Origin of the sequence: Leptothoe sp. ISB3NOV94-8A (assembly GCF_043421595.1) — a bacterium.
Taxonomy (GTDB): Bacteria; Cyanobacteriota; Cyanobacteriia; order Phormidesmidales; family Phormidesmidaceae; genus Leptothoe; species Leptothoe turfae.
The window spans coordinates 276,449-301,636 of record NZ_JAXSQW010000001.1 but is presented as its reverse complement, the minus strand read 5'-3'; the positions used below and the strand labels follow the sequence as shown (position 1 = coordinate 301,636).

At 45.3% G+C, this 25,188-nt stretch carries 16 protein-coding genes; 8 read left to right on the top strand and 8 right to left on the bottom strand.

What is annotated here, in order from left to right; all coding sequences use genetic code 11:
• Positions 1-270 precede the first annotated feature (270 nt).
• The gene (locus SPB21_RS01350; protein ID WP_499865113.1) at positions 271-5,745 is read left to right on the top strand and encodes a beta strand repeat-containing protein; all 5,475 of its coding nucleotides are present in this window, start codon (positions 271-273) and stop codon (positions 5,743-5,745) included.
• Between the two features lie 217 nt (positions 5,746-5,962).
• On the top strand, positions 5,963-6,247 hold the full coding sequence (locus SPB21_RS01345; RefSeq protein ID WP_163665178.1) for a hypothetical protein: 285 nt from the start codon (positions 5,963-5,965) through the stop codon (positions 6,245-6,247).
• 180 nt (positions 6,248-6,427) lie between these two features.
• Here the strand turns inward: SPB21_RS01345 and SPB21_RS01340 are convergent, their stop codons facing one another.
• The 3 genes from SPB21_RS01340 to SPB21_RS01330 are packed head-to-tail and all read right to left on the bottom strand — an operon-like array spanning position 6,428 to position 11,950.
• Positions 6,428-7,756: a DUF3131 domain-containing protein gene (locus SPB21_RS01340; RefSeq protein ID WP_499865112.1), complete on the bottom strand. Its 1,329-nt coding sequence runs from the start codon at positions 7,754-7,756 to the stop codon at positions 6,428-6,430.
• Positions 7,757-7,761: 5 nt separating this feature from the next.
• Entirely contained in the window at positions 7,762-8,913 is a 1,152-nt protein-coding gene (locus SPB21_RS01335; RefSeq protein ID WP_499865111.1) for a DUF3131 domain-containing protein, read from the bottom strand.
• Between the two features lie 49 nt (positions 8,914-8,962).
• A complete protein-coding gene (locus SPB21_RS01330; RefSeq protein ID WP_499865110.1) occupies positions 8,963-11,950 on the bottom strand; it encodes a DUF3131 domain-containing protein in 2,988 nt (995 codons plus the stop codon).
• 685 nt (positions 11,951-12,635) lie between these two features.
• Here SPB21_RS01330 and SPB21_RS01325 point away from each other — a divergent pair.
• From SPB21_RS01325 to SPB21_RS01300, 6 genes are all read left to right on the top strand, one after another.
• Positions 12,636-13,811 carry a PP2C family protein-serine/threonine phosphatase gene (locus SPB21_RS01325; protein ID WP_499865109.1) on the top strand — a complete coding sequence of 392 codons (1,176 nt, stop codon included), beginning with the start codon at positions 12,636-12,638 and terminating at the stop codon, positions 13,809-13,811.
• Between the two features lie 81 nt (positions 13,812-13,892).
• Positions 13,893-14,408, top strand: a complete 516-nt coding sequence (locus SPB21_RS01320; RefSeq protein WP_499865108.1) for a hypothetical protein — start codon at positions 13,893-13,895, stop codon at positions 14,406-14,408.
• A 95-nt stretch (positions 14,409-14,503) separates the two neighbouring features.
• The gene (locus SPB21_RS01315) at positions 14,504-14,929 is read left to right on the top strand and encodes a pentapeptide repeat-containing protein (RefSeq protein ID WP_163665191.1); all 426 of its coding nucleotides are present in this window, start codon (positions 14,504-14,506) and stop codon (positions 14,927-14,929) included.
• 76 nt (positions 14,930-15,005) lie between these two features.
• Positions 15,006-15,374 (top strand): PAS domain-containing protein, encoded by a 369-nt coding sequence (locus tag SPB21_RS01310; protein ID WP_163665193.1) that lies wholly within the window; start codon positions 15,006-15,008, stop codon positions 15,372-15,374.
• A 49-nt stretch (positions 15,375-15,423) separates the two neighbouring features.
• The gene (locus tag SPB21_RS01305; RefSeq protein ID WP_499865106.1) at positions 15,424-18,585 is read left to right on the top strand and encodes a response regulator; all 3,162 of its coding nucleotides are present in this window, start codon (positions 15,424-15,426) and stop codon (positions 18,583-18,585) included.
• Between the two features lie 124 nt (positions 18,586-18,709).
• Positions 18,710-19,795 carry a diguanylate cyclase domain-containing protein gene (locus tag SPB21_RS01300; RefSeq protein WP_348917989.1) on the top strand — a complete coding sequence of 362 codons (1,086 nt, stop codon included), beginning with the start codon at positions 18,710-18,712 and terminating at the stop codon, positions 19,793-19,795.
• 159 nt (positions 19,796-19,954) lie between these two features.
• Here the strand turns inward: SPB21_RS01300 and SPB21_RS01295 are convergent, their stop codons facing one another.
• From SPB21_RS01295 to SPB21_RS01275, 5 genes are all read right to left on the bottom strand, one after another.
• Positions 19,955-20,575, bottom strand: a complete 621-nt coding sequence (locus SPB21_RS01295; RefSeq protein WP_499865105.1) for a chitin deacetylase family protein — start codon at positions 20,573-20,575, stop codon at positions 19,955-19,957.
• A 229-nt stretch (positions 20,576-20,804) separates the two neighbouring features.
• Positions 20,805-21,080: a MoaD/ThiS family protein gene (locus SPB21_RS01290; protein ID WP_006519047.1), complete on the bottom strand. Its 276-nt coding sequence runs from the start codon at positions 21,078-21,080 to the stop codon at positions 20,805-20,807.
• Between the two features lie 105 nt (positions 21,081-21,185).
• Positions 21,186-22,496 (bottom strand): threonine synthase, encoded by a 1,311-nt coding sequence (gene thrC / locus SPB21_RS01285; RefSeq protein ID WP_163665201.1) that lies wholly within the window; start codon positions 22,494-22,496, stop codon positions 21,186-21,188.
• Between the two features lie 191 nt (positions 22,497-22,687).
• Positions 22,688-24,343, bottom strand: coding sequence for a helicase HerA domain-containing protein (locus SPB21_RS01280; protein WP_499868652.1), 1,656 nt, complete (start codon positions 24,341-24,343; stop codon positions 22,688-22,690).
• A gap of 196 nt (positions 24,344-24,539) precedes the next feature.
• The gene (locus tag SPB21_RS01275; RefSeq protein WP_163665205.1) at positions 24,540-25,073 is read right to left on the bottom strand and encodes a hypothetical protein; all 534 of its coding nucleotides are present in this window, start codon (positions 25,071-25,073) and stop codon (positions 24,540-24,542) included.
• Between the last annotated feature and the right edge of the window lie 115 nt (positions 25,074-25,188).

The following is a 25,188-nucleotide window of genomic DNA, read 5'->3' as shown; positions in this document are numbered from 1 at the left end:
AGTTGAAACACCTAACTTTTAGGGTATTCAGTAAAACTCTCATTCTCTCTGAGAATTTACTAAGCCAGTATGGTATTCAAAGACACAGTAATTTGTTTTGTGTTATTTTCTCGCTTCTACTTACTCAAAATAAAACAGCTCCTGCCTTAGGTTGAACTTTTACACAACAAAATTATTGTCATACCAAAATGCTTGCTGTTATTTGTTTTGAATTAACTGTCAGGATGATCTTTAGCTATTTCAAGTTGTTCAAGCCAGTAGTCACTAATTATGAGTTCCAATTCTAATTCTTCTGTTGTCGATAATCTTATTAAAGGAAGCACTCTGGAGGATGTGCTAATAGGTGACATCCTCAATGATGAAATTCATGGGCATGAAGGAAATGACATTTGGCTCAGTGGTAAAGCCGGTCAGGATATCGTTGTTGGTGGTTCTGGAAACGACAACTTATCAGGAGGTGAGGGCAATGATCTCCTCCACGGCGACTTCTCTGAGGGTAGCGGCTGGGAACTAAGTGATGGTGGGAACTACGTATATAATGCCCCTGAGGGAATCACAGAGTCGGTTAGTGGTCAGGGTAACCTATTCCCCCCTGGAGGCGATTCATCCGTCTACAACGATTTTATCCTTGGAGGTGATGGTAATGACATCATGCTCGGCAGCTGGGGGCATGACGCTATCTCCGGCGATGCTGGTAATGACATCATCAATGGTGGTGTAGGGAATGATTATTGGCTTGCCGGTGGAGAGGGCAATGACACCATTAATGGTGATGATGGTGACGATATTTTAGAGGGTGGAGCCGGTAATGACCTTTTAAATGGTGGTAACGATAATGATATTTTGACGGGTGGGGCTGGTCAGGATGCTCTTTATGCAGGCGATGGTGCAGATATTGCTGACGGTGGCGAGGGAGCTGACCTGGTTGACGGTGGGGCCGGACATGACCAGCTCACTGGTGGTCTTGGCGACGACAAAATTTTAGGTGGAGACGGTCATGACACTTTAGATGGTGGGGATGGCGATGACATCCTTATTGGTGGTGCTGGTGATGACTATTCCATGCTTGGCGGTAGTGGGAATGATGCCCTTTACGGTGAGGCTGGTCATGACTTTATGGATGGCGGTGCCGGTAACGATATCATGTATGGTGGCCGTGAAGATGACGTCATGCTGGGTGGTGAGGGTACTGACTATATCTACGGTGGGGAAGGCATTGACCGTATAGATGGGGGTGCTGGGGCTGATGTGATCGAGGGTAACTCTGGGGATGATGACATCCATGGAGGAGATGACGATGATGCGATCACAGGTGGTACCGGTCAAGACATCCTATACGGTGATGCCGGAAATGACCTGATTGATGGCGGCGAGGGCCATGACTATATTGACGGTGGCGAGGGTAATGACACCCTGGATGGTAGTACCGGTATGGATACCATTGAAGGCGGTGCTGGCAACGATGTAATTCGTGGTGGTGCTGACAACGACGGCTGGTTATCCGGTGGTGTGGGCCAGGATGAGATTTTTGGTGATGCCGGTGACGATGTCCTATCCGGTGGAGTTGACAACGACCAGCTCCAGGGCGGCACTGGCAATGACGTGCTCATGGGAGATGCGGGCAATGACGTGCTCATGGGTGGCGAAGGGGATGATTACTGGCTTGACGGTGGCGAAGGCAATGACACCGTCGACGCTGGCGCTGGCCACGATGTCGCCACTGGTGGAATTGGTGACGATGTTGTTATCGGTGGTGAGGGTAATGACACTCTTCTGGGGGATGCCGGTCTCGATCAGCTCTTTGGTGATGCAGGAGATGACATTCTTGATGGTGGTGACGGTGCTGACCTTCTCGAAGGGGGCACTGGCAATGACACCCTTAAAGGGGGCGACGGTGCTGACTTAATGCGAGGCGGTGACGGTGTTGACTACGCTGAGGGTGGCATAGGTGACGATAACATTACCGGTGGTCTCGGTGACGATAGCCTGCTGGGTGATGCTGGGGCCGACACCATTGATGGCGGCGCTGGTCATGACTACCTGGCTGGAGGTGCAGGTGACGATACTCTTATTGGCGGAGCCGACAATGATACCATTCAGGGTGGAGCTGACAACGATATCCTCGACGGTGGTAACGGCTATGACATTCTGGAAGGGGGCGACGGCAGTGACACCCTCAGTGGCGGTAAACAAGAGGATATTCTCAAGGGTGATGCCGGAGACGACAGTCTAGATGGTGGTGATGGTCACGACGTTTTAGAAGGTGGCTCGGGTAACGATTTACTCCAGGGCCAAACTGGTAATGATGCCCTATTTGGTGATGCGGGTGATGACACCCTTCAGGGTGGTCTTGGGGATGACTACCTGAGTGGCGGTAATGACAATGACGTCCTAGAAGGCGGTGACGGCGTTGATGTCCTAGAAGGCGGCGATGGAGCCGATGCGCTCTATGGTGGGGCTGGTGATGATGGCTGGCTATCTGGTCAAGCGGGTGCTGATATAGTTGATGGCGGTGCTGGCCATGATGTATTGAGCGGTGGTGCTGGTGCCGATCAACTGCAAGGGGGGGCTGGTAATGACACTGTCTTCTTTGATGCTGCTGACACTGTAGTCAAGGGAGATGCCGGCTACGATGTTGCCATCGTGGAAACCGCTGAGGGAGCCAGCTTAGACCTGGGCGCTAACAGCTTTAACGAAGCTCATGGTAATGCCGGTAACGACACCTTTACCAATACGAATGGAGCGGGTGCTGCTAGTGGTGAGAGTGTTGCCATGTTTGGTAACGCCGGACATGATTCCCTAACAGGTGGGGCTGCTAATGACTATCTAGATGCTGGTGCGGGGGATGACGTTGCCAGTGGTGGCGCTGGTGATGACTACGCTCTGGGTGGTGATGGCGCTGATGTCCTTAGTGGAGACACTGGTAACGATCTTCTAGAGGGTAATGCTGGCAACGATACCTTGAATGGCGGTGACGGTCATGACACGCTAGATGGCGGTGATGGAGCGGATACGCTGCTTGGTGGAGCAGGTCACGACACCCTGAAGTTTGATGCGGCAGATACGGTAGACGGCGGTGATGGTTACGATGTCGCCAGAGCCCAGGGAGATGTTGGTGTCACTCTGGATTTGGGTGCTAGCCAGATTGAGTTAGCCTACGGTACTGAAGCGGCTGATGTCTTTACAAACTCCAGTAATAACAGCGTCGAAATTCATGGAGAAGGTGGCAATGACACTATCATTGGCGGAACTGGCCATGAGATTCTGGATGGTGGTGCTGGGGATGATGCGATCGCAGCCAATACTGGCAATGACGTCATTTTAGGTGGTGCCGGGGACGATGTTCTCCAGGGAGAGGGCGGCAATGACACCATCACAGGTGGAGAAGGCGCTGATACTCTCTCTGGTGGAGAAGGCAATGACACCCTGAATTTTGATGCCGATGACACCCTGGACGGCGGTAGTGGCAGTGATGTTGGGGTTTACCAGGGGGCTACTGGCATTAACCTCAACATTGATGATGTAAGTCTGGAAGAAGTTCACGGTAATGTCGGTGATGATACCTTGACCTCAACCGCTGGTAATGTCGTGAAGATGTTCGGTGGAGCTGGTAGCGACACCCTAGAAACCGGCAACGGTAGCGATCAGCTCTTTGGTGGAGAAGGTGACGACACCATTACATCCACCGGGGGCCACAACTACATTGAGGGTGGTGCAGGTAGCGATACCATCACCACAGGTGGCGGTAACGACACCCTAGTGGCCGATGCCGGAGATGATGTTCTAGACGCTGGCGACGGTCATGACATCTTAAAAGGCGGTGCTGGTGCCGATAGCCTTAGTGGTGGCGCGGGTAATGACATCCTCTATTTTGATGCGGCTGACACACTGGTGGATGCCGGAGCTGGCAACGAAGATACAGCCTATTACGAGAGTAGTGATGCCCTCACCATCGATTTAGATGCGACAGGTATCGAAACACTCCACAGTAATGCAGGTGACGATACTATTACCGCAAACAGCAGTCAGGATTTCACCGTTTACGGTGAGGGAGGTAATGACACTATTACGACTGGCAGTGGTGACGATACTCTTGAAGGTGGTAATGGGAATGACATTATCGACGCTGGTAGTGGCAGCAACACGCTGCTCGGTGGAGCTGGCAACGACACTCTCACCAGTGGCAATGGTAATGACACCCTGGAAGGGGGAACCGGAGATGACACCCTGACCAGCAGCGGTGGCAAAAACACCTTACTCGGTGGAGCTGGTAACGATGTTCTGACTACTGGTACTGGTAGTGACACCTTAGAAGGTGGCGATGGAAATGACAGTCTCATCGCAGGTAGTGGTAACGATAATCTGAAAGGCGGGTCAGGAAACGACAGTCTGGATGCAGGTGCTGGTAACGATACCCTGGATGGTGGCAGCGGTGCCGACCAGTTAATCGCTGGCAGTGGTAACGATAAGCTCTATTTTGATGCTGACGACACTGTTATTGATGGTGGAACGGGTACCGATACGGCCTATTTCCAGAGCAATACGGACCTTACCATCAATGTCACTGATGCAGGCCTCGAAAGGCTCTATGCCAACAGTGGTAACGATCAGCTTTCAGCCACCGGTAATAGTCAGGTCAAGCTGTATGGTAAGGATGGAGACGACGTCCTCACATCGGAAGGCGGTAATGACCGACTAGATGGTGGCAATGGTGACGACATTCTTACCACTACTGGTGGTAACAACACCCTGAAAGGTGGTAACAACAATGACCAGCTTACTTCCGGCAGCGGTAATGATGTCCTTGACGGCGGCAGCGGTAACGACACCCTGCTCACCACTGGTGGCAACAACACCCTAAAAGGTGGTAGCGGTAACGATACTCTGACCGCTGGAGAAGGTATAGATACTCTAGATGGCGGTTCTGGCAATGACATCCTCGATGGCGGTTCTGGCGATGATGTGCTGGTAGGGGGGAATGATACCGATACTCTCTATGGTGGTGAGGGTAATGACACCCTTTCTGGTGGGTTGGGGGATGACACCCTTTACGGGGGGGCTGGTAATGACACCCTTAATGCTGAAGTCGGTAATGATCTTCTTGATGGGGGGACTGGCAATGACCAACTTTTTGGAAGTACCGGTAACAACCGCCTTGAGGGAGGTGCTGGTAACGATGAACTCTATGGCGTAGCTGGTGAAAATGAACTCCTTGGCGGTGACGGTAGTGACCAACTCTATGGTGGTGCAGACAGTGATCAACTCCTTGGTGGCACTGGTGATGACCAACTCTATGGAGATGCTGGTAACGACTTACTAGATGGTGGTGACGGTAGCGATAACCTGGTTGGTGGTGACGGTAATGATATCCTGTTAGGCGATGGTGGAGCCGATGTCCTCAGGGGTGCTACAGATGGTTTCGGTGAGGTAGATATTCTCACCGGAGGTGGCGGTAGCGATTACTTTATTCTCGGTGAGTCAGGTCAGGTCTTCTATGATGATGGTGACCTGCTGACAGCTGGCACGTCTGATTATGCCTTAATCACGGATTTCAATGGTTCAGAGGATATTCTCCAGTTGAGTGGTTCAGCCAATGATTATGTGCTGGGTTCCTCAGGGTCAAGTACTAACATCTATCTAGATAGTGATGGTACCGGTAGCTTAAGCAGTTCGGATGAGTTGATTGCCACATTGGAGGGTACTTTAAGTATGGATCTATCCAATACATCAATTCTGTATGTGTAGTGAACAACTTTGATCTATGGAGATCCACTTAAGTTGGGAACGTTCCGTTAGATAGGATTATAGACTCTTGGAGTCAGAATTCATTAAGAACATGGATTCTGGCTCCTGACTTCTAAATGCTCTTTTATGAAACGTCCCACATATAAGTTGTTAACCAGACTACTGACCCTAGTTTGATACACAATATTGCCTTAATGCTCATTTTGAGGAAACCAACATGCTTGAATTTAAGGGATTTCACCCTAAGGATATCTCCAATGAAATTGCACTAACGCTGACCAATTCAGGAGTGCATTATCACAATTTAAATAATGGCGCTTTTCAGTTTATTCCTTACACAGAGATCGCTGGCTTCTCTGGATGGCGGCCCGGATATGGTTCTCTTCATATCTACAGCAGTAATCCAAATTTGATGATTCACTTAAACTTTGCAGCAGAGGTAGCAGAACAGGCTCTATCACAAATTCAAAGTTTTCTTCAAGAGAAAATGGTAACTGTCTAGACCAATAATTATTCCATTTTTGAAACAACAAAGACCTCAGTTGCATAAGCAACTGAGGTCTTTGTCATGGTAAGACTATGGAGTTGCTATGTGGCTTTTAGAGAAAATACAGCTTCCTTATTGAAATACATAACTGTCTGTACTCCAGCCTCTTGCAAATAGGTATAGGAGCGATACGTATTAATCCTTGATTACATCTAAGATGGCTTTATTGCCAAGAGCTTTATAGTAGAGAATTTCTAAGATAAGGCCGTTAGTATTACCGGTTAAGATGGTGTTGATTTCGTCACTCTCTTCATAGAGACCAGCGTAGAACCCACCCCCATCAGGATCTTGTAGTTCCTTTACAGCTGTAATTAGCTTCAACGTGTAGGGTTTCTTGGGAAATAAGTAATACCATCCAAAGGCTGCTTTTGTACTAAGTGTGCGTAGTTCTGGATAGGGCTCATTTTCTTCTGTAATCACAGCCCATGGAGTTCCATTAGCATAAAGGGTGCTATAGAGAAAATGAGGAGCCTGATCAATATTGTCTTCAGATACTGCGGTTAGGTATCCTGTTTCTTTATATCTATTTTCCTGAGCAGTGAGTATAGTGTCTGCATACTCAGTCAAGGTTTCATCCCAGCCAAACTCAATGGCTTCTAGAATGTAGGACTCACTAACTACGTAGTTATTAGCATTAGTTTCGTCGAAATTACGCTGGTCTACAGGGATGTTTACCCCGCTCACTTCTACCAGCTTCATTGGTTCTGTTTCTAACGCCTTTGGAGCCTCAAATCCCCATAGCTCATAGCCACGGGCAGCATATTCTTCGTAACCGAGGCGGCCTTCCTGTACTGGTAAAAGTTTGCCGTTAGATTTAAAGACCGCACCATAGAGTTGCCCATTTTCAATGGAGCGAGGCAGTTGCCAACCTGACATCAAACCGGAGATCCAATTCTCATACTGGGGATGGCATGTGCGAATGATATGTAGGGCTGTGAGAAAACGACCAATGTCTAGAGCCGACCAGCCCAATCCCTTTTTGGTGGGATTGTTTCCATAGTCCACCATTTCTCCAGTGGCACTGTTATATACCTTATTTGGGAGAGCTCCCTCTACCAACGGTATCTCTCCAAGGGAGGTTAAAAATTGATTGAGTTGTAGATCAAACTCACCTTGGTCAATTAATCCCATCCATCGAACTGCATTCAAGGCCATTAAGTAATTGCCCTGATCCCAAAGGGTGCCAGAGGGAAACTGGTTGGCAGAATTAGTAAATCCGGTATCTGGTTGTCGGTTATTAATAAAGTACTGCCAGGCTGTTGCCGCATACTCTTTCTCTTGCTCAGTTAGAGGGGCGGTTAACTGACCACAAAGATTGTTGGAGACTTCGTCAGTTGTTGCTGCTTCAAAATCAGGCTTTTGTCTCCCGATACCAATGGTGCCACTGGCACAAGCGGTCAGGCCACCGACTGTTAAAAGGCTAGCAAATAAACCTATAAAAGCTCGAAAATGAGAAGATTTCATACTTTCTAAGAGTTATGCACAATTGGATGCCCATGTTGGGCTTTGTATAACAAACTTTCAAGGATAATGGCGTTAGTATTGACATTGATCGCTTTATTGGGACCAATGTCTGGATGCTCATATCGTCCTGATAGATAACCTTTTTGCTCATCGGCAAGGTTTTGCACTGCTTGTCTAAGGGTTTGGCAGTAGTCGTTGCTGGGCAAAAGGCTACTCCAGGCAAAAGCTGCTTTTGTACTTAGAAAACGTAGATTAGGGTGAGTTTCCCCTTTGACATCTGTTGCTGGCCAGAGTTGACCATCAGCATAAACACTGTAGTAGAGAAAATAGGGTTTGCGATCCAGGGCGTCTTCGTTTACTGCGGTTAGTATGCCCGTGTCAGCATATCGATTTGCTTGAACCTGTAGGAGATTTTCAAGCTGGGGTTGTATCGTTTCAGGTAGTCCCATTTCCATTCCCCACAGTAGGTAAGGATCATTAGTGAGATGATTGCTCGCTCCTGAAGAGTTAAAATCACGCTGATCCACCATCAACTCTACACCATCAACTGCAACAGTTCGGGTAGGTGGATTATAGAGTGCGTTATTAGCTTCTATTCCCCATAGCTTAAAGCCGTAGGCTGCATATTGTTCGTATCCTAAGCGCCCTTCCTGCCAGTACTGTAGGCCATTTCGACCGACCCCACTCCCCCATAGCCAACCGTCTTTTACGGACTTGCTTAAGTCATAGCGAGCTACGATGGTATTGATGAGATCACGCAACTCTGGATAATGGCTTTTAAGGGTGTATAGAGCCACCAGATATCGGCCCAAATCCAATGCAGACCAACCACTTACTCCACTGGAGTCAGGTTGATTACTTAACGTCCGCATGGCAGCGGTGTCAGTGCTATAGGCTTTATTCGGTAACGCTGTTGCCGGTAAGGGTAACCGTTCCAGAGTACGTAAAAGAATCGACAGTTTTTCAATCAACTCTGTTTCAGAAATAAGCCCCAGTTGATGAGCAGCATGGATTCCCAAAAGCGCACTTCCCTGGTCCCACCAGGTAGACCAAGGCAAGTCGTCAACGGCATTGACCATACCAGTATTAGGATTCCAATTATTCTCAAAATAGGTCCAGGCTCGGCGAGCAGCGGATTGATCCAGAGAATCTGTCATTTGTTCCACATTATCCAAGGGAAGAGATGTGCTAACTAACTCAGGTGGTTCAAGAGGTGAAGGAGCTTTTTTTTTTCTCCTCAACCAAGGCAACTTCCTCAATCAAACCTCTGGGGGTTGCGGCGATATTGCTTTCTCCCTCCTTTGCAATCCAGTATGTTCCTTGGTCATCAGCCACTATTTCGATTGTTGGTTGAGATCTTTCGGGAAGACCTAGCCCCAGCTCATCTCCATTACGAATTGCATCCCACCACGGAGAGTCCATATCGTCATGGGGATAGATGAGAGGTTGCTGTTGAGTATTTTTATGGAGTAAGGCTTGGAGAATTAGACTATTAGTGGAGCCGGTAAACCCAATGGCTCTGCGACCACCGCTCTCGTAAAAGCCCTCATAGTAGCCTAATTGCTGATTATATAAGTCTAGCGTTGCTAGCCATAGCTCTCGACCATAGTCACTATTAGGAAAGAGTGTGTGATAGGCAAAGGCTACAGCTGTGCTAACCACACGAGAGTGTGGAATGACTTCACCTTGATCATCTACAGCAACCCAATTACGACCATCGGACACAAGCGTACTGTGCACCACATAAGGAGCCTGATTGACTAATGTGGTTCCTGAAGCACTAAATGTCCTTGTCCGTTTATAGCGGCTAGCTTCAGCCTGATAAATGGCTTCTACTAGAAAACTGATTTGGGGGTCAAACCCAAATTCTAGACCGTATAAGATAAATGGTGTACTGGTGGTATTTAACAGTTCATTGCGACGCCGTTGTTCTGGTTGAGACCGATTGGTGGGAACTGCTTGTTCCTCTAGTTTAGTGGTGACATAATTGCCGCCCACCGCTGAGCGAGAGGCATCAAATCCCCACAATTGAAAAGCACGGGCGGCATATTCTTCATAGCCGAGAATTTCAGCTGGTTTAACTCGGATGCGATCGCGTCCTCGATTATCCTGAGCTAAACGGGCATTAGCAATGCGACCATTTCTAACTACCCGCAGATAAGACCAGTCCAGAGCTAACTGATCTACAACATCAGTATATTCAGGATGGCAAGTTTTAAGGGTATGCAGCGAAGCCAACAGTCGGCCAATGTCTAAACCAGACCAACCATTCCCTTGGGGCAGAGAATTACCACCATAGTCAATGGGTTCCAGAGTCAGGGTGCTATAGGAACGATGGGGCAGTTCTCCCGCAAACAGTTCAATTTCTTGCAGAGCCCCTAGCAAATGCCGAACCCGTTCATCAAACTTCTTTGCATTAATCACATCCATAGCTCGAGCCGCATGGAGTGAAGCTAGGTAGTCCCCTACACCCCAAAGTGTTACACCATCCAGGTCACTGCGATCAGGCACTAACCCTGAAGGGGTGTGATTAGCTTCAAAATACTGCCAGGCTGTTTTGGCATAGCGCATATCCGTAATATTTAAAGGAGACACCACGGATGAACACGCTGATGAGCGAGGTTTTTCTACGGGGGCAATAGCCGCAACCGTTATTCCTGCAAGGGAAGTTGGCGGTGGTGGGGCGGCTGACTCAGTCGGTGGCGGTGGGGCAGGATTACTGGCTACTTCAGTTGGTGCAGCTGGTGCTGATTCAGGAGGAGGTGCGGCTGGTGCTGATTCAGAAGGAGGAGGCTCGGAATTACTTGCTGTTTCAGGTGGTGGTGGTAAATCTCCCGTATTTTCTCCCGCTGGAACGGTTGGCACAGAAACAGGTGCACTGCCGCTCGCCAACATCGGTACATGACCTCGAGCTTTGTAGTAAAGGATCTCCAAAATTAGTCCATTACTATTCCCTGTCAAAATATCGTTAATAGGGGGCTGAGCATCGTATAGTCCCGATTCATAAATACCCGCATAGTAACCCCGACCGGAGTTAGTTGTATCCTTCACATGGTCGAAAATTTTGTGGGCATAGGGGTCATCAGGGTAGACGTAACGCCATCCAAACGCAGACTTGGCACTTAAGGTACGTAGTTCGGGATGTAGTTCGTTATTCTCGGTAATAACGGCCCAGGGCACACCATTGGAGTAAACCGTACTATAGAGAAAGTAGGGTGCCTGATTGATATTGTCTTCAGAAACAGCCGTTAACAGCCCCGTATCTTCAAAGCGACGCTTCTGAGCTTCGAAAACTCTACGGGCATAGTCCGCTTGATCTCCTTCCAGACCAAATTCAATCGCATCCAGGATATAGGATTCACTTACAACATAGTTGTTAGCATTCGTTGTTTGGAAATCCCTGGTATCGTGCGGGATTTGTAAACCATAAATATCTACAAAGTCAAACGGGTCATAGGCTATGGCTTGAGGAGCATCAAATCCCCACAGTGCATAACCTCTGGCTGCATACTCCTCATATCCTAAGCGCCCTTCCTGTACAAGCAGCGTGCTGTCGTCCGGAAGGACTGCAGCTCCATAAAGCATGCCATCTCTAACAGAAGCAGCAATATTCCAGCTGGAAAGAATGCCAGCCATCCACTCAGAATATTGGGGATGACACGTACGTAGGATGTGAAATGCTGCTAAGAGGCGGCCAATATCTAAGGCTGACCAACCAATACCTCGTTCTAAAGGATTGTTACCATAATCTACCATCTCTCCTGTAGCACTGTTATAGACCTTGTTTGGTAGCGTATCTTCAAATAGACGCAACTCTCCTAAGCTGGTAAGAAATTTATTTAATCGGCTATCAAACTCTGCTTGTTCAATTAACCCCATCCATCTGGCCGCATTCATGGCCGCCAAATAATTGCCTAAATCCCACAATGTTCCTGATGGATACCCACCAGCAGAATTAGACAGTCCACTAGATTCTTGAACATTATCTACAAAATAGTTCCAGGCCGATTGGGCATAACCCATTTCCTCTGGGGTTAGGGGCTGTGTAATAGCTGCACATTGTTCTGGACCATTTTGAGCCACAACAGGAGAGACGTGGAAAATAGAGATCCACAGAGAAATAAATACTCCTACGAGCCAATAGGCAATAAATTTGATCCAGAATCGATGACGAGATAATAATAGTATTAACACTTCTATGGGAGCAACTTACATGGACGTAGGATACAGATTAAAACTAGCTTAATGTATGAGTTGATTAATGCTCTAACAAAGAGAACAACTATGTTTATGCGAGGCCAGAATAGCGTTATGCACTTCAGGAACAAAAATGTTAGTTTAAAAACTAAAGCCAGAGAGATAGTTAATACAACGTCTATGCACTATAAAATATTAGCTAATTCATTTTGATTCCTAAATAAGAAATCAAGAATGGATATACTCTCTCCCTAAGCATTTTCCTGCAGATATGGTCAAAGATGTTTTAGTAATCGAACTAGTTTCGGGAGATAAACGTCTACTGACATACTCCAGAGTAATGATTAACCCTAACGCCGTTACAATGCCTCCAACCACCGTAAGTACAACCCAAATAGTTGGGGGGCCTATAAAATCATCTTTATTAATCATATAAGCTAACTCGTTACAATTCTCGAGCAATAGACTGGCAATAAACTTACACTTGATCACAGCAGACAGAGTGGGGCAGTTTCTAAGTTAGCTTTTGAATTTGCTATATATGATCGGTGATTATAACTATTTCTAAGATAGAATAGCGCGTCTTGTTTTGTTCTTAAATTTCATGGGCATATCTAAAGTAGCGTCTACAAAACCTGCAAATAAGAGTATTCCAAGCTTTGTGTGAGGCCAGCAAATATAGATGGAAAATAGTGCTTCTACAATTCTATTAATAGATGACGATTTATTTTCGCGTAAATTACTACAGGCAATGTTGCAAAAGGTGGGTTGCCAAGTTATAGAGGCTGATAGTGGTGAGAAGGGCCTGGAACTCTATCAGAAAATTTCTCCTGCATTAATCCTCTTAGATGCCAAGATGCCTGGCATGGACGGATTTGATTGTTGTCGAAAAATCCGTCAACTCCCTGAGGGAGAATATATTCCAATTCTGATGGTGACTGGGCTAGAGGACCAAAAATCAGTGGAGGAGGCATTTGCAGCTGGTGCCACTGACTATGTGACTAAACCTGTTCAAATGCCTATTTTATCAGGACGGGTGCGTTATTTACTTAAGGCCTGGCAGGCTGAGAAAGAAGTTCGGGAAAGTAATGAACGATTTCGACTAGAGTTGAGTCGAGCAGCTGAATATGTAGAAGCCTTGCTCCCTAAGACCGACGATTCACAAAAAATAAGGGAGAATATTCAGGCCAGTATTCAGGTCAATGTTCAGTATAAACCGTCGAATACTCTGGGGGGTGATGCGTTTGACTATACCTGGTTAGATGATGAACATCTAATGTTCCATCTATTAGATGTGGCGGGGCATGGAGTAAAATCTGCACTATTATCAGTCTCTATTCTGAATATTTTACGAAAACAAACATTACAAGGCGCTGATTTTTTCAAGCCTGAAACGGTTTTGTTCGCTTTGAATGATGTTTTTCAAGTTAGTGACAATGGTGAAGATTATTTCACCTTTTGGTATGGGGTTTATAACGTTTCCACGCGGGAATTATCATTTGCTTCTGCTGGCCATCCTCCTGCTGTATTGGCTATGCCTGAGGGTGGTGATTATAAGACCTGTTATTTAGATAGTGATGGCATTGCTATTGGATTATTACCTGACTTTCCTTTTGATGTAAGGAAATTTGAAATCCCTGTTGGCAGTAGCCTTTATCTTTTTAGTGACGGAGTCTATGAGATTCCTGTGGGAGACAACCATGAAATTTGGGGGTTAGATGCTTGGGCAGATGTGCTAAGAGAGTATAAGGGAACTAACTCTTCTAACCTTCAACCTTTGCTAGATAAAGTTTGTTATGTCAATGGTGGAGCCAATCTAGAAGATGATTTTTCAGTCCTAGAAGTATGCTTTCCATGAAAATTCGGTAGATAATGTACATTCAATTATTTTCATAACTGAAGTGAATCCGCATATTCAAAGAGCATACTTGCCTTTTTAATGATCGACTTACTTTCCAAGGAATTATGTATGCAGTATGATGCTCTTCGCTCAGGAGAGGTTTTTAATGAGGTTGCGATCGCTAAGTGCAGCGGTTTTCAAATAGCCATTCCTTCAAAGACTCAGATAGTTCCTCGAAAAATCTTCTCCACTTGGGTCCCTCTACCCAAACGGGTTTACCATTCTAAGGGAGGGATAATTTGGGGTGGACAGCTAAGCTTTTCCCTGTCAGATCTTAGAATTCAAAGTCTTTTCGAAAAGTCTTCTGTTTTCCCAAAATTGAATCGTTTAGCAATAGGCATCCCCATTTCTTTTGAAATTCGAAGCGTAAAACCTTTGCCCAAAGCTATCTGTAGGCAGGCGACGTTAAATTGTCGAATACCTGGAAAAGAAAATATTTACTACAGTGTATTCCGAGAAGTTACTCCTAAATTTGTTACAATCTTTCCCTGTCATAAGATCATGCATTTAACTGATCAAATAGGCTTTACTTCAATGTTAGGAGAGGGGAAATAAAGTCATAAATCCCTTGCTACTTCAATACTCAGGAAGTAATGGTGCAAAAATCACATGTAAGTAATCAAAGATAGCAAATAATTTATTGACTTTTCATGAAAATAAGACTAACTATTCATGAGTTATTGGAGGGTTATAGGGTAGGGAAAAGAGACTTTCAATACGTTGACCTGAGCGATGTGATTCTCAGCTGGTCTGATTTGAGTAATATAGATTTAAGCGGCGCTAACCTATCTATTTCTATTATTGAAGGGATTTGTTTAGAGAATGCTAGATTGCATCAAGCCAATTTGAGTCGCTCAGATATTACAGCTGCCACTCTTTGCGGTGCTGATCTCAGTCAAGCAAATCTCTATAAAGCAGATCTACGGGGTGCAGATTTAACGGGGGCGAACTTGAGTCATGCAGATTTACGCAGTGCAGATTTAACAGGAGCCAACCTTAAAAACGCCAATTTTTTGAAGAGCAATCTTACCCATGCTCGATTCCGAAAATCAGAGTTGAATGAAGCATTTTTGTAACGATAATTTTATTTAATGCACTCTCGACCCAAAAATACAGCAAAGTCAAAACACCGTCAACATAAGGAAAATGACAATGACTACCGTCGTTAGACCCCATACTATTGAAGAACTTAAAGCAATTAATGAAGTACCGATTGTAATTGCCAATAGTCAAGGTTTAATCACTTATATTAATGACTGTTTTGAAAGGGTTTTAGAATGGTCCCAGGATGATGTCATAGGAGAACTGATTACTATGATTCTTCCTAGTAGCTTTAGAGACTCTCATAACCTGGCCTTTTCACGATTTCAAGCATCTGAAAAGGCTAATGTTTTGAATCATCCCCTGGAGTTAATGACTATTACCAAAAGTCAACAGGAAATTATGACTGAGCACTACATCATTGCAGAGAAAATCGAGGATGATTGGTTGTTTGGAGCCATGCTGACTCCCCTCAATTAGTAAGGATAGAGAGAGTTTCCCCACTTTAGAATAAATAGAGGTCCCCTAAATGTCTGTAGAGGCTGATCCCAAGGCATTAGCAAGCCAGTTGCATACACTGCGTAAAACCTTGGGTAAGATGGAGGTGGCTTTAGATGCAGTAACTGATGCTATCGTCTGGACAGATGAGCGGGGACGTATACAGTGGTGCAATGCTTTATTTGAAAAACTAGTTCAAAAGAAGCAGCTAATGCTGCTGAGTAAAAATCTAATTGACGTACTACCCTTATCCCAGGGTAATCAGGTATTAACAGTTTTTGAGCATCCAGGAAGTTTAGCCCTGTCACAACAATGTCAGGGGACTAATTTTTACGATTTCGATCACAATAGCACGTTACGAATTCTTGAGATTTCTTGGGCCTCCATTCAGTTTGAAGATTCGCATTCCATGAGTGCCGTACTGGCAATTCGTGACGTTACTGAAAAGAAACAAGCAGAAACAGAGCTTGAAAAATATCGAGAACAGCTGGAATCATTAGTTGAGCAGCGAACGGTTGAGTTAAGTAACGTTAACGAACATCTACAAGCGGAATTGCTAGAGCGCCAGCGAGTTGAACAACTTTTAGTTAAAAGCGAAGCCGCAATTCGTGCTCTTTATGAAGTAACGGCATCCCCTAAAGTAGATTTTAGTCAAACAATTGAGGAGTTACTCAATTTTGGCTGTGAACAATTTAATTTGCCAATCGGCGTTTTATCTAGGATCCAGGACGAGCAGTATGAAGTCTACCTAGCCCGACTACCGAACCGAAAATCTGTTCAAGGAGTACTTTTAAATCTTGAGAATACCTATTGCCAGGATGTGATTGCCAGTAATAAAACCCTCTGTATTCTTGCGGCAGGCAACACATCTTGGGCAAATAGTGCCTGTTACCAAAGCTTAAAGTTAGAAACTTACTTTGGCACCCCTGTCTTGGTTGATGGCCAGGTTTATGGCACCCTTAATTTTTCGAGCCAGGTAAAGCGGGACGGAGCCTTTAGTGCTCTTGATAAAGAACTTCTGTTACTTATGGCCCAATGGGTTGGACGAGAAATAGAACGTCAGCAAGCTGCAATTATTCTCGCTAAGGCAAGGGATGATGCGCTGGCAGCTACTAAGACTAAAAGTGAATTTCTGGCAACGATGAGTCATGAAATTCGTACGCCTATGAATGCCGTTATCGGTATGACCAGCCTTTTACTAGATACAGCATTAACAGATGAGCAGCGTAATTTTGTGACTACCGTTCGTAATAGTGGTAATGCATTATTAACGCTGATCAACGACATACTGGACTTCTCTAAAATTGAATCTGGTCACCTGGAACTTGAAGCTCATCCATTTGATTTACGAGCATGTATCGAAGAAGCGTTTGATCTAATTGCTGCAAAAGCGTCTGAAAAACAATTAGAGTTAGCCTTCAATATTGATTCAGCAATTTCTAATACGTTTGTGGGAGATGTTACCCGCCTCCGTCAGGTTTTGGTCAATCTTTTAGGAAATGCGGTTAAGTTCACACACCAAGGAGAGATTTCCATTTCCGTGACTAATTGGAAATCCTCATCACCAGCTGAGCCAGGATCACAATCGCTAGCTGAAACTCACCAGAGTCTCTGCTTTGCAGTTAAAGATACAGGGATTGGTATTCCTACCCAAAGAATAGCACGGTTATTTAAGGCCTTTAGTCAGGTGGATTCGTCTACTACACGTAAGTATGGTGGTACAGGTCTGGGCTTAGCTATTTGCAAGCAGTTAACCGAAATGATGGGAGGTAAGATTTGGGTTGAGAGTCAAGCAGATCAAGGTAGTACATTCTTTTTCACGATTACATTACAGACCACAGTAGAAAAAAGTAGCCGAACGAGAATATCGCCTTCATCTCAATTGGTTGGTAAACGATTGCTAATTGTTGATGATAATGCTACTAATCGACAGATTTTAGAAAAGCAAACCCAGTCTTGGGGCATGCTAACTCGGACAACTTGCTCAGGAGCAGAAGCTTTAAAGTGTTTTGAAAGAGGCGAGGTATTTGATTTAGCTATTTTGGACATGCAAATGCCTGAAATGGATGGGATGACCCTTGCTCAAGAAATCCATGATCTTCCAGACCAAAAATCATTGCCTTTGATGATGCTCACCTCGGTAGGGAAGTATCAAATCTCTCAAGTAGATATTGAGAAGCATTTTGTAGCATTCTTAAATAAGCCAATAAAGCAATCTCAACTGTTGGAGAATTTAGTTAGACTTTGTGTAGGTAAGTTCGTCAAATTTGAACAGCCTAAAAAATTAGTAACAACAATTGATCACCATCTTGCTGAAAAGCATCCGCTGCAAATTTTACTGGCTGAAGATAATGGTGTCAATCAACAACTGGCGACACAATTGCTCAAAAAAATGGGCTACCGAGCAGATCTTGTAGGTAATGGATTGGAGGCAATTAATGCTTTGGAGCGCCAATCCTATGATGTGATCTTAATGGATTTACAAATGCCTGATATGGATGGCTTAACAGCAACACAAAAGATTTGTGAGCAGTGGTCTGCTGTCAATAGGCCTTGGATTATTGCAGTTACTGCAAATGCTATGCAAGGTGATCGTGAGGCTTGTCTTAAAGCTGGGATGGATGATTATATTAGTAAGCCTATTCAGATTGAAGAGCTAGTGGCAGCACTACAGCGAGTGCCCTCTCGCAAAGCTCAAGAGAGCCGTAAAGAACAACCAGCATCAATACAGATTACGGCCAAAGATCAAAAGCAGCAAGATATTCAGATACTTTCTCATGTAATAGAAGCACCTTTTGTAAACGAGGATATACAAACAGTAAAACCACCTGTAGATCGGTATCAACTGTGTAATTTAATATCTATGATGGGAGGAGAAATAAACGTCTTTAAGCAATTAGTTGACACCTATATCAGTGAGTCTCCTGAGCTTATTCAACAGATGGATCAAGCGGCTATACAGAAGGATGCTGCTGCCCTAGAACATAGCGCCCATACTTTGAAATCAAGTAGTCACGCTCTAGGTGCAATTGAATTGTCTAACTTGTGTGCGCGACTAGAGAAAATGGGACGTGAAAAGAAAATAGATGATGCAACAAATTTGTTGGAAGACTTACATGACGAGTATCATAAAATAGAAACTATCTTAACAAAAGATGTGGATGAATTGATTTTGTGTTGTGATATCAATTAAATCAATATCAGACATGTCCTTTCATTGATTAGAAAATACTAGTTTTCTAGAACATTTTTCAGTGTTTTTATTAAGATGGGGAATTTTAATTGTAAGTTATCTAATTTGATCTAAAAAAATTACTGTGGTTGCAACCACGGTGACACCAAAAAATATGGACACAGTCTTCGATATAGCTCCTTCATCAGAGCATGTTCCATTAATTTTAATTGTGGACGACGATGTCGTTTCAAATTTTATGCTTTCTGAGATTTTGCACAAAGACGGTTATCGGACTGTAGTTGTTGAAGATGGTCAAGCTGCTTTATCTGCATGTCAACAAGAATTGCCAGATATTATTTTAATGGATGCCATTATGCCTGTCATGAATGGCTTTGACTGTTGTCGGTCACTACATATAGTGTATGGTGACAATTGTCCTCCTACACTTATGATTACGGGTTTAAATGATACTGAGTCAGTGGAACAGGCTTATAAGGTAGGAGCAGTAGATTATGTAACAAAACCGTTTCACTGGGCTGTGCTTCGCGGTCGTGTCCGTCAGGCAATTAGTGCACATCTAGCTCACCAAAAGCTCAAACAGTCATTGGCAAAAGAAAGATTACTTTTGCAAGAGCTTAAGCTTGCTAATCAGCAACTTCATCGTCTTGCCTCTCTTGATGGTCTGACAAATATTGCTAATCGTCGTGTATTTAATGAAAGACTTGAGAACGAGTGGAAGAGACTATGTCGAGAGCAAGCACCACTAGGGCTTATTTTAATTGATGTTGACTGCTTTAAAGCCTATAACGACACGTATGGGCATCTAAATGGGGATAAGTGCTTACGTCAAGTTGCTAATATAATTCATACCTGTGCCCGTCGTCCTGCCGACATAGCAGCCCGTTATGGAGGAGAAGAATTTGCTTTAATTTTACCTAATACGAATCTTGAAGGTGTTATGCATGTTTGTAAATCAGTACAGCAAAGGCTTCATGAACTATCTATTCCTCATACTTCATCTGTAGCAGAATCTATAGTTACTGTTAGTATTGGTGCAGTATCTATTGTGCCAACCCATGCTAACTCACCTCAAATTTTAATTGATTGGGCTGATCAAGCATTATATACGGCTAAAAATAATGGTCGAAACTGCATTGTGTCTGCTTCCAACCCTACAGCAGTAGTCCCATTTCAAAAAAATAGGACTTATGAGGAAAGGGGAAGATAAACATCTTTAAACACTTACAAGCAAGCTTAATGGGCTTTAACTGGAACGAATTGAAGTCTGAGATTAGCTTATTTTCTAGATCATGAACTTGTTAGCCCAGGTAGTTTATGTTTATCCAAAGGTCATTTAAATATCCTTGTGTCTGTAATGCTTTTCTAATTAATCATAGGTTTTAAGTTCTGTTAGAGTGACAACTCGGTAGCCTCGCTGCTGAATTTTGGGTAATAGTTTATCTAATATCTGAGCTGTGCGCTCTCCCCGATTTTTAGGACCGTCATGGAGTACCAATATGTCGCCTGGGTCAAGATTATTCAACACAAACCATTGAGCAAACTGTATTGAAGGTAAGTGGGTATCGTAGGGAAAAAGAGATCCTAAAACTAATTGATAGCCTTGTTTTTCAATGAAATCGAGCATGCGGTTATTATACCAACCCATACCAGGACGAAACCAACTGATGTTGCCATAGGGGGACAATGTCTGGTCAGCCCTCAAAAACTTTGTCTCAAAGTCTGTTGGTGAGAGTCGAATGCTGGATTCATCAGTCGTCATGTGATTACCTAGTTCATGCCCCTTTGCAATAATTTCCTGGAGAAGTGCTTCATTACTGGGTAGTTCATCACTCAACATAAAAAATGTTGCCTGTACTTCATGGCGCTCTAGTACTTGTAAGATTGCTGCAGTGGTCTCAGCCTGGGGACCATCATCAATCGTCAGGGCAATTACCGGTTCTTCCGTACTGACAAAAAATAGTGCCCCTGGTCTGATTTGGGACACCATCTGAAATATCCATTGGGGTTGCCTTAGACAGAGATAGGCAAGGAATACCCCCCCTATACTAACCAAGCTCAGGATAATCTTTTGCCAACGCTTCATGGTGAAATTCTATAAAAAAAGGTGCTGCGGGCACTCTGTCATCGACGCCCTAAGCAACACCTAGTAAAAATCGAAAATATTGTTAGCGTCTCTAGACCAGTAGCACTACCAATATTATTAAGATTGAAGCTTTTTAGCCCCCTGCAACAGCAGGTACAATACTTACTTCGTCACCGTCTTTAAGGGCTGTTTCTTTGCCATCTAAGAAACGAATATCTTCGCTGTTAACGTAGAAATTAACGAAGCGACGCAGTTCACCACTATCGTCACACAGACGACCTTTAATGCCAGGAAACTTACTTTCTAAAGAGTCCAATAAGGCAACAATGTTGTCTCCACCGATATCAACAGTGGCTTCGTTATTAGTGAATTTTTGCAGTGGAGTGGGAATGAGAACTTTAACAGCCATGAAAACAACAACTCAAAAAATAAAACAGAAATCAGTTTAACAGGGGAGTGTAATGGTTTGTTGCATGTAGGGGCGTTACATGCAACAAACCTACATGCATCTTGTCTAAACTTGGGTTTGCTGCCAATCTAAACGGTTTAGCGTATTTGCCCGCTCCCAAGCACGCTCAAAGCTGTCTAGCTTAGGATCGATAAACAAGGGCTCACCGGCAGAACCGCTAACGGCTTCCTGAGTCTTGAGACCATTACCAGTAATGTAAGCAACGGTGCGCTCATCAGAATTAATCTTGCCGGCTTCCGCTAACTTTTTGAGGACGGCAATTGTTGTACCACCAGCAGTTTCAGTAAAGATACCCTCAGTTTCAGCAAGGAGCTTCATCCCTTCAACGATTTCAGCATCGGTAACATCTTCAATATTGCCGTTGGTCTTCTTAGCAATCTCTAGGGCGTAGATACCGTCAGCAGGATTACCAATGGCAATGGACTTAGCGATAGTGTTGGGCTTAACAGGGGTGATAAAGTCACGACCTTCTTTGAAGGCTTGGGAAATAGGAGAGCAACCCTCAGCCTGAGCACCGCTAAAGCGAACGTGCTTCTCTTCAACTAAACCAGTTTTCACTAGCTCATTAAACCCCTTATAAATCTTGCCATAAAGAGAACCAGAAGCTAAGGGTGCAACAATATGATCGGGCAGTTCCCAACCCAATTGCTCAGCTACTTCAAAGCCTAGGGTTTTAGAGCCTTCAGAATAGTAAGGACGTAGGTTGATATTTACAAAGCCCCAACCGTGAGTGTTGGCCACTTCCGAACAGAGGCGATTGACCTGGTCGTAGTTGCCATGAACGGCCATGACTGTGGGGTCATAAATCAGTGTGCCTAGTACCTTGCCAGCCTCAAGATCAGAAGGGATAAATACGCAGCAGTCTAAGCCCGCATGGGCAGCAATGGCCGCAGTAGAGTTGGCCAGGTTACCCGTACTTGCACAGGAGACAGTGGTGAAGCCAAGCTCACGGGCGCGGGTCAGGGCCACAGAAACGACCCGATCCTTAAAGCTCAGGGTGGGCATGTTGACCGCATCGTTCTTGATGTAAAGCTCTTTTAGACCCAGGCGACGAGCCAGACGATTGGCCTTGAGCAGAGGCGTCATACCAGTACCCACATCAATGGGGTTATCGCTGGCAACGGGCAAAAATGCTTTGTAGCGCCAAATGGAGTTAGGACCTGCTGCAATACTTTCGCGACTGACCTGACGACGAATTGCATCGTAGTCGTAGGTGACTTCCAAGGGGCCAAAGCACTCTTCACATACGTGCTTAGCTGCGGGCTCATAGGTGGTACCGCACTCTTTGCACTTGAGATTGGTAAATGTGGCGGATTGGAGTGTCTGAGTGAGTGGACGGTCGATGGCCTGGGTCATGGGACTTATTGATGTATGACAGATTAATTTGAAAGTATCACGGTGCTGAAAACAGCGTCAAACAATCCCGACTAAAATAGTCGGGTATTTTTAAAGTCAATTAAACCAATGCTTTTGGCCGAACACTTGGACAGATCGGTAAAAGTCTATGGATAAAAAGTTGATTTTTCTATGGTTGCGATCGCTGCACGCTAAAATCCCAAATCGGCCCTGGCCATTTCAGCAGCTTTAAAGACTTGCTCATCAGGCAGTTCATCCCAGGCCGTGGCACCGATCTCAGCATAGAAACTGGCATCATAGGGGCGTGTCCTGACTACCACGGGCATGGGAACGGCATGACCTAATAGGAGAGCTTGCTGTTTAGAGTCGAGTTTGGCCAGCACTGATCGGAGATTCTGACCACCGGAAACACCGGTAAAAATGGCGTCAATGTCTTTCTCATCGTTGAGCAGTGCGGTGATGCGAGTACCAATTTGTGACATTACCTCGTTGTCGATGCCAGACGGACGCTGATCGACCACTAACAAAGTGACAAAGTACTTCCTCATCTCTCGGGCAATGGTGCCAAAGATAGTTTGTTTAGCAGTGGCTGGGTCGAGGAATCGATGGGCTTCTTCAATGGTGATAACCAACTGAGTGGGGCGATCGCTGGGGTTTTTAGTTTGTAAAAAGCGCTCGGCTTTGCGCACGTAGCTAGCGTGAATGCGGCGAGCAATCACATTAGTGGCCAACATGTAAGAGAGCATATTGGACTGGGAGCCAAACTCTACAACCACTTGTTTGCCAGCATCCAGGGTATCCAAAATCTGTTTTACATAGTTGTGGGGGCAGGTGTTGCGGATATATTTCAGCTCGGTCAGCCGTGTCAGCTTTCGCTGTAGCGCCATGATTGATGATTTGCTACCCATTTTGACTTCGCAAAATTCCTGAATCTCTTCGTTACTCATGGTGAGTAAGCGGTTAATCCAAGACTTGCCAAACTCGTTACGCAGAATAATGGCATTTTCTAAACTGGCTTCTGATAAATTCAGCTCACGGCCAATTAGAGCTAAATCTTCCACATCAATCTGGTCAAAGCTGATGTAGAGTTCCTGAGCGTCGCGCACACCTCGTCGTTTTGTCGCTTCTGGGTCTAGAGTAAAGATTTGCACATGCCCTGGAAACAGTTGGCGCAGCCCCTTGACGGTGCTGAAGTTAGCCCCCTCACTAACAGCTTCCCAACCATATTCCGAGTGCATATCAAAAATGAGATTGACAGCAGCGCGCTGTTTGATAATGCCTGAGAGCAATAGTCGGGTGAGAAAAGACTTGCCAGTACCTGATTTGCCAAAAATGCCGTTACTGCGCTCTACAAAGCGATTTAGATCGATACAGATGGGCACATCCATATCGATGGGTTGACCAATGGCAAAATTGCGTCGATGGGGATCATCTTCCCAGCCAAAGACAGAGCGAAAGTCTCGTTCGCTGGCATCGTAAGCCTGGCTAAAGTGTCCTGGAATGGTTTTAACGGGCAACAGTTGGGTGTTGTCCACCGTATCTCCATCGTCTTCTGGAGTGAACATCAACATGGGGGCCAGGTCAATGGTGCCGTAGGTGCCGCCACCTGCGAGGACTTCTTGTAGGAACAGTTCGGTAGGGTGGGGGGGGTTGGCCAGGATGCGTTGACTGGCGGTGCCCAGGGAGACGTCAGTGAGCATGCAGAAAAATCGAGATCGCACCCCCTGCACCACTAAAAACTTGCCCACCCGCATATCCTCCACACTCACATCAGCATGGAGACGCACTTCCAGCCCCTGACTCAGGGAGCCTTGAATAACTGAACCTAAAGGCGTTTCGTTGTTCATGCCAGGATTGACGTGGGTGGCCACTGCCCATCCTAGCTTGAGAATCGTATTTTAATACATGCGTTCTACGAAAAAATGTCTCTAAACAACAACGAGCAGCTTTGCCTACACAGCACGCTGCTCGCTATTTGGGTATTCCTCCCTGCCTTCAGATATCTAACGAAGTACCAGGCGCTTAGCTATATTTCGATAGCTGCTAGTTGCCAAAATTCCAACCCACACCAGCTTGAACGGCTGTAGCTGTTCCACCGCCATCATCAAAGGCATCAAAGGCGAAAATCGCATTACCAAAGACAACAAGATTACTGCCAGGCACTGCAAAGTCTATACCCGGCTGCAATACAAAGGCTGTTTCATCTCCTACCGGTGATGCATCATCGCCAGTGGGTATGGATACCCCTGCACCCAAATATACATCGGTTTGAAAACTCACTGGAAAATCGTAGGACACCGTTGGCACCAGCGCCAGATCGCCATTTAGCAAAAACGCTTGAGCTCGAAGAGAAATCGGAACTGCTAACAGCTTATAGCGCCCCGAAATAACCAGCCCCAAGCCATCACCATCGCCGTCGTCATCATCGTTTAAGCCTAGGGTACCGCCAGCACCCACATAGCTACCATAGGCTGCTTGAGCCTGAACCGGTTTTACATCCAACGCAGCCAACAGTGCTGCTGTGACCACAGTAGCTAAACCCAAACGCCCCAGCATAGTTTTAAGCAGGCTGATCATCGTTACTCACTCCTTAAACAATGTCCCTAACAATTTCTGAAGACTGCTTTTTGAAGACTGCGCCTGGCTAGCCCAAAACAGGGTCTAACCTGTAATTAGCAGGATTATGCCTACA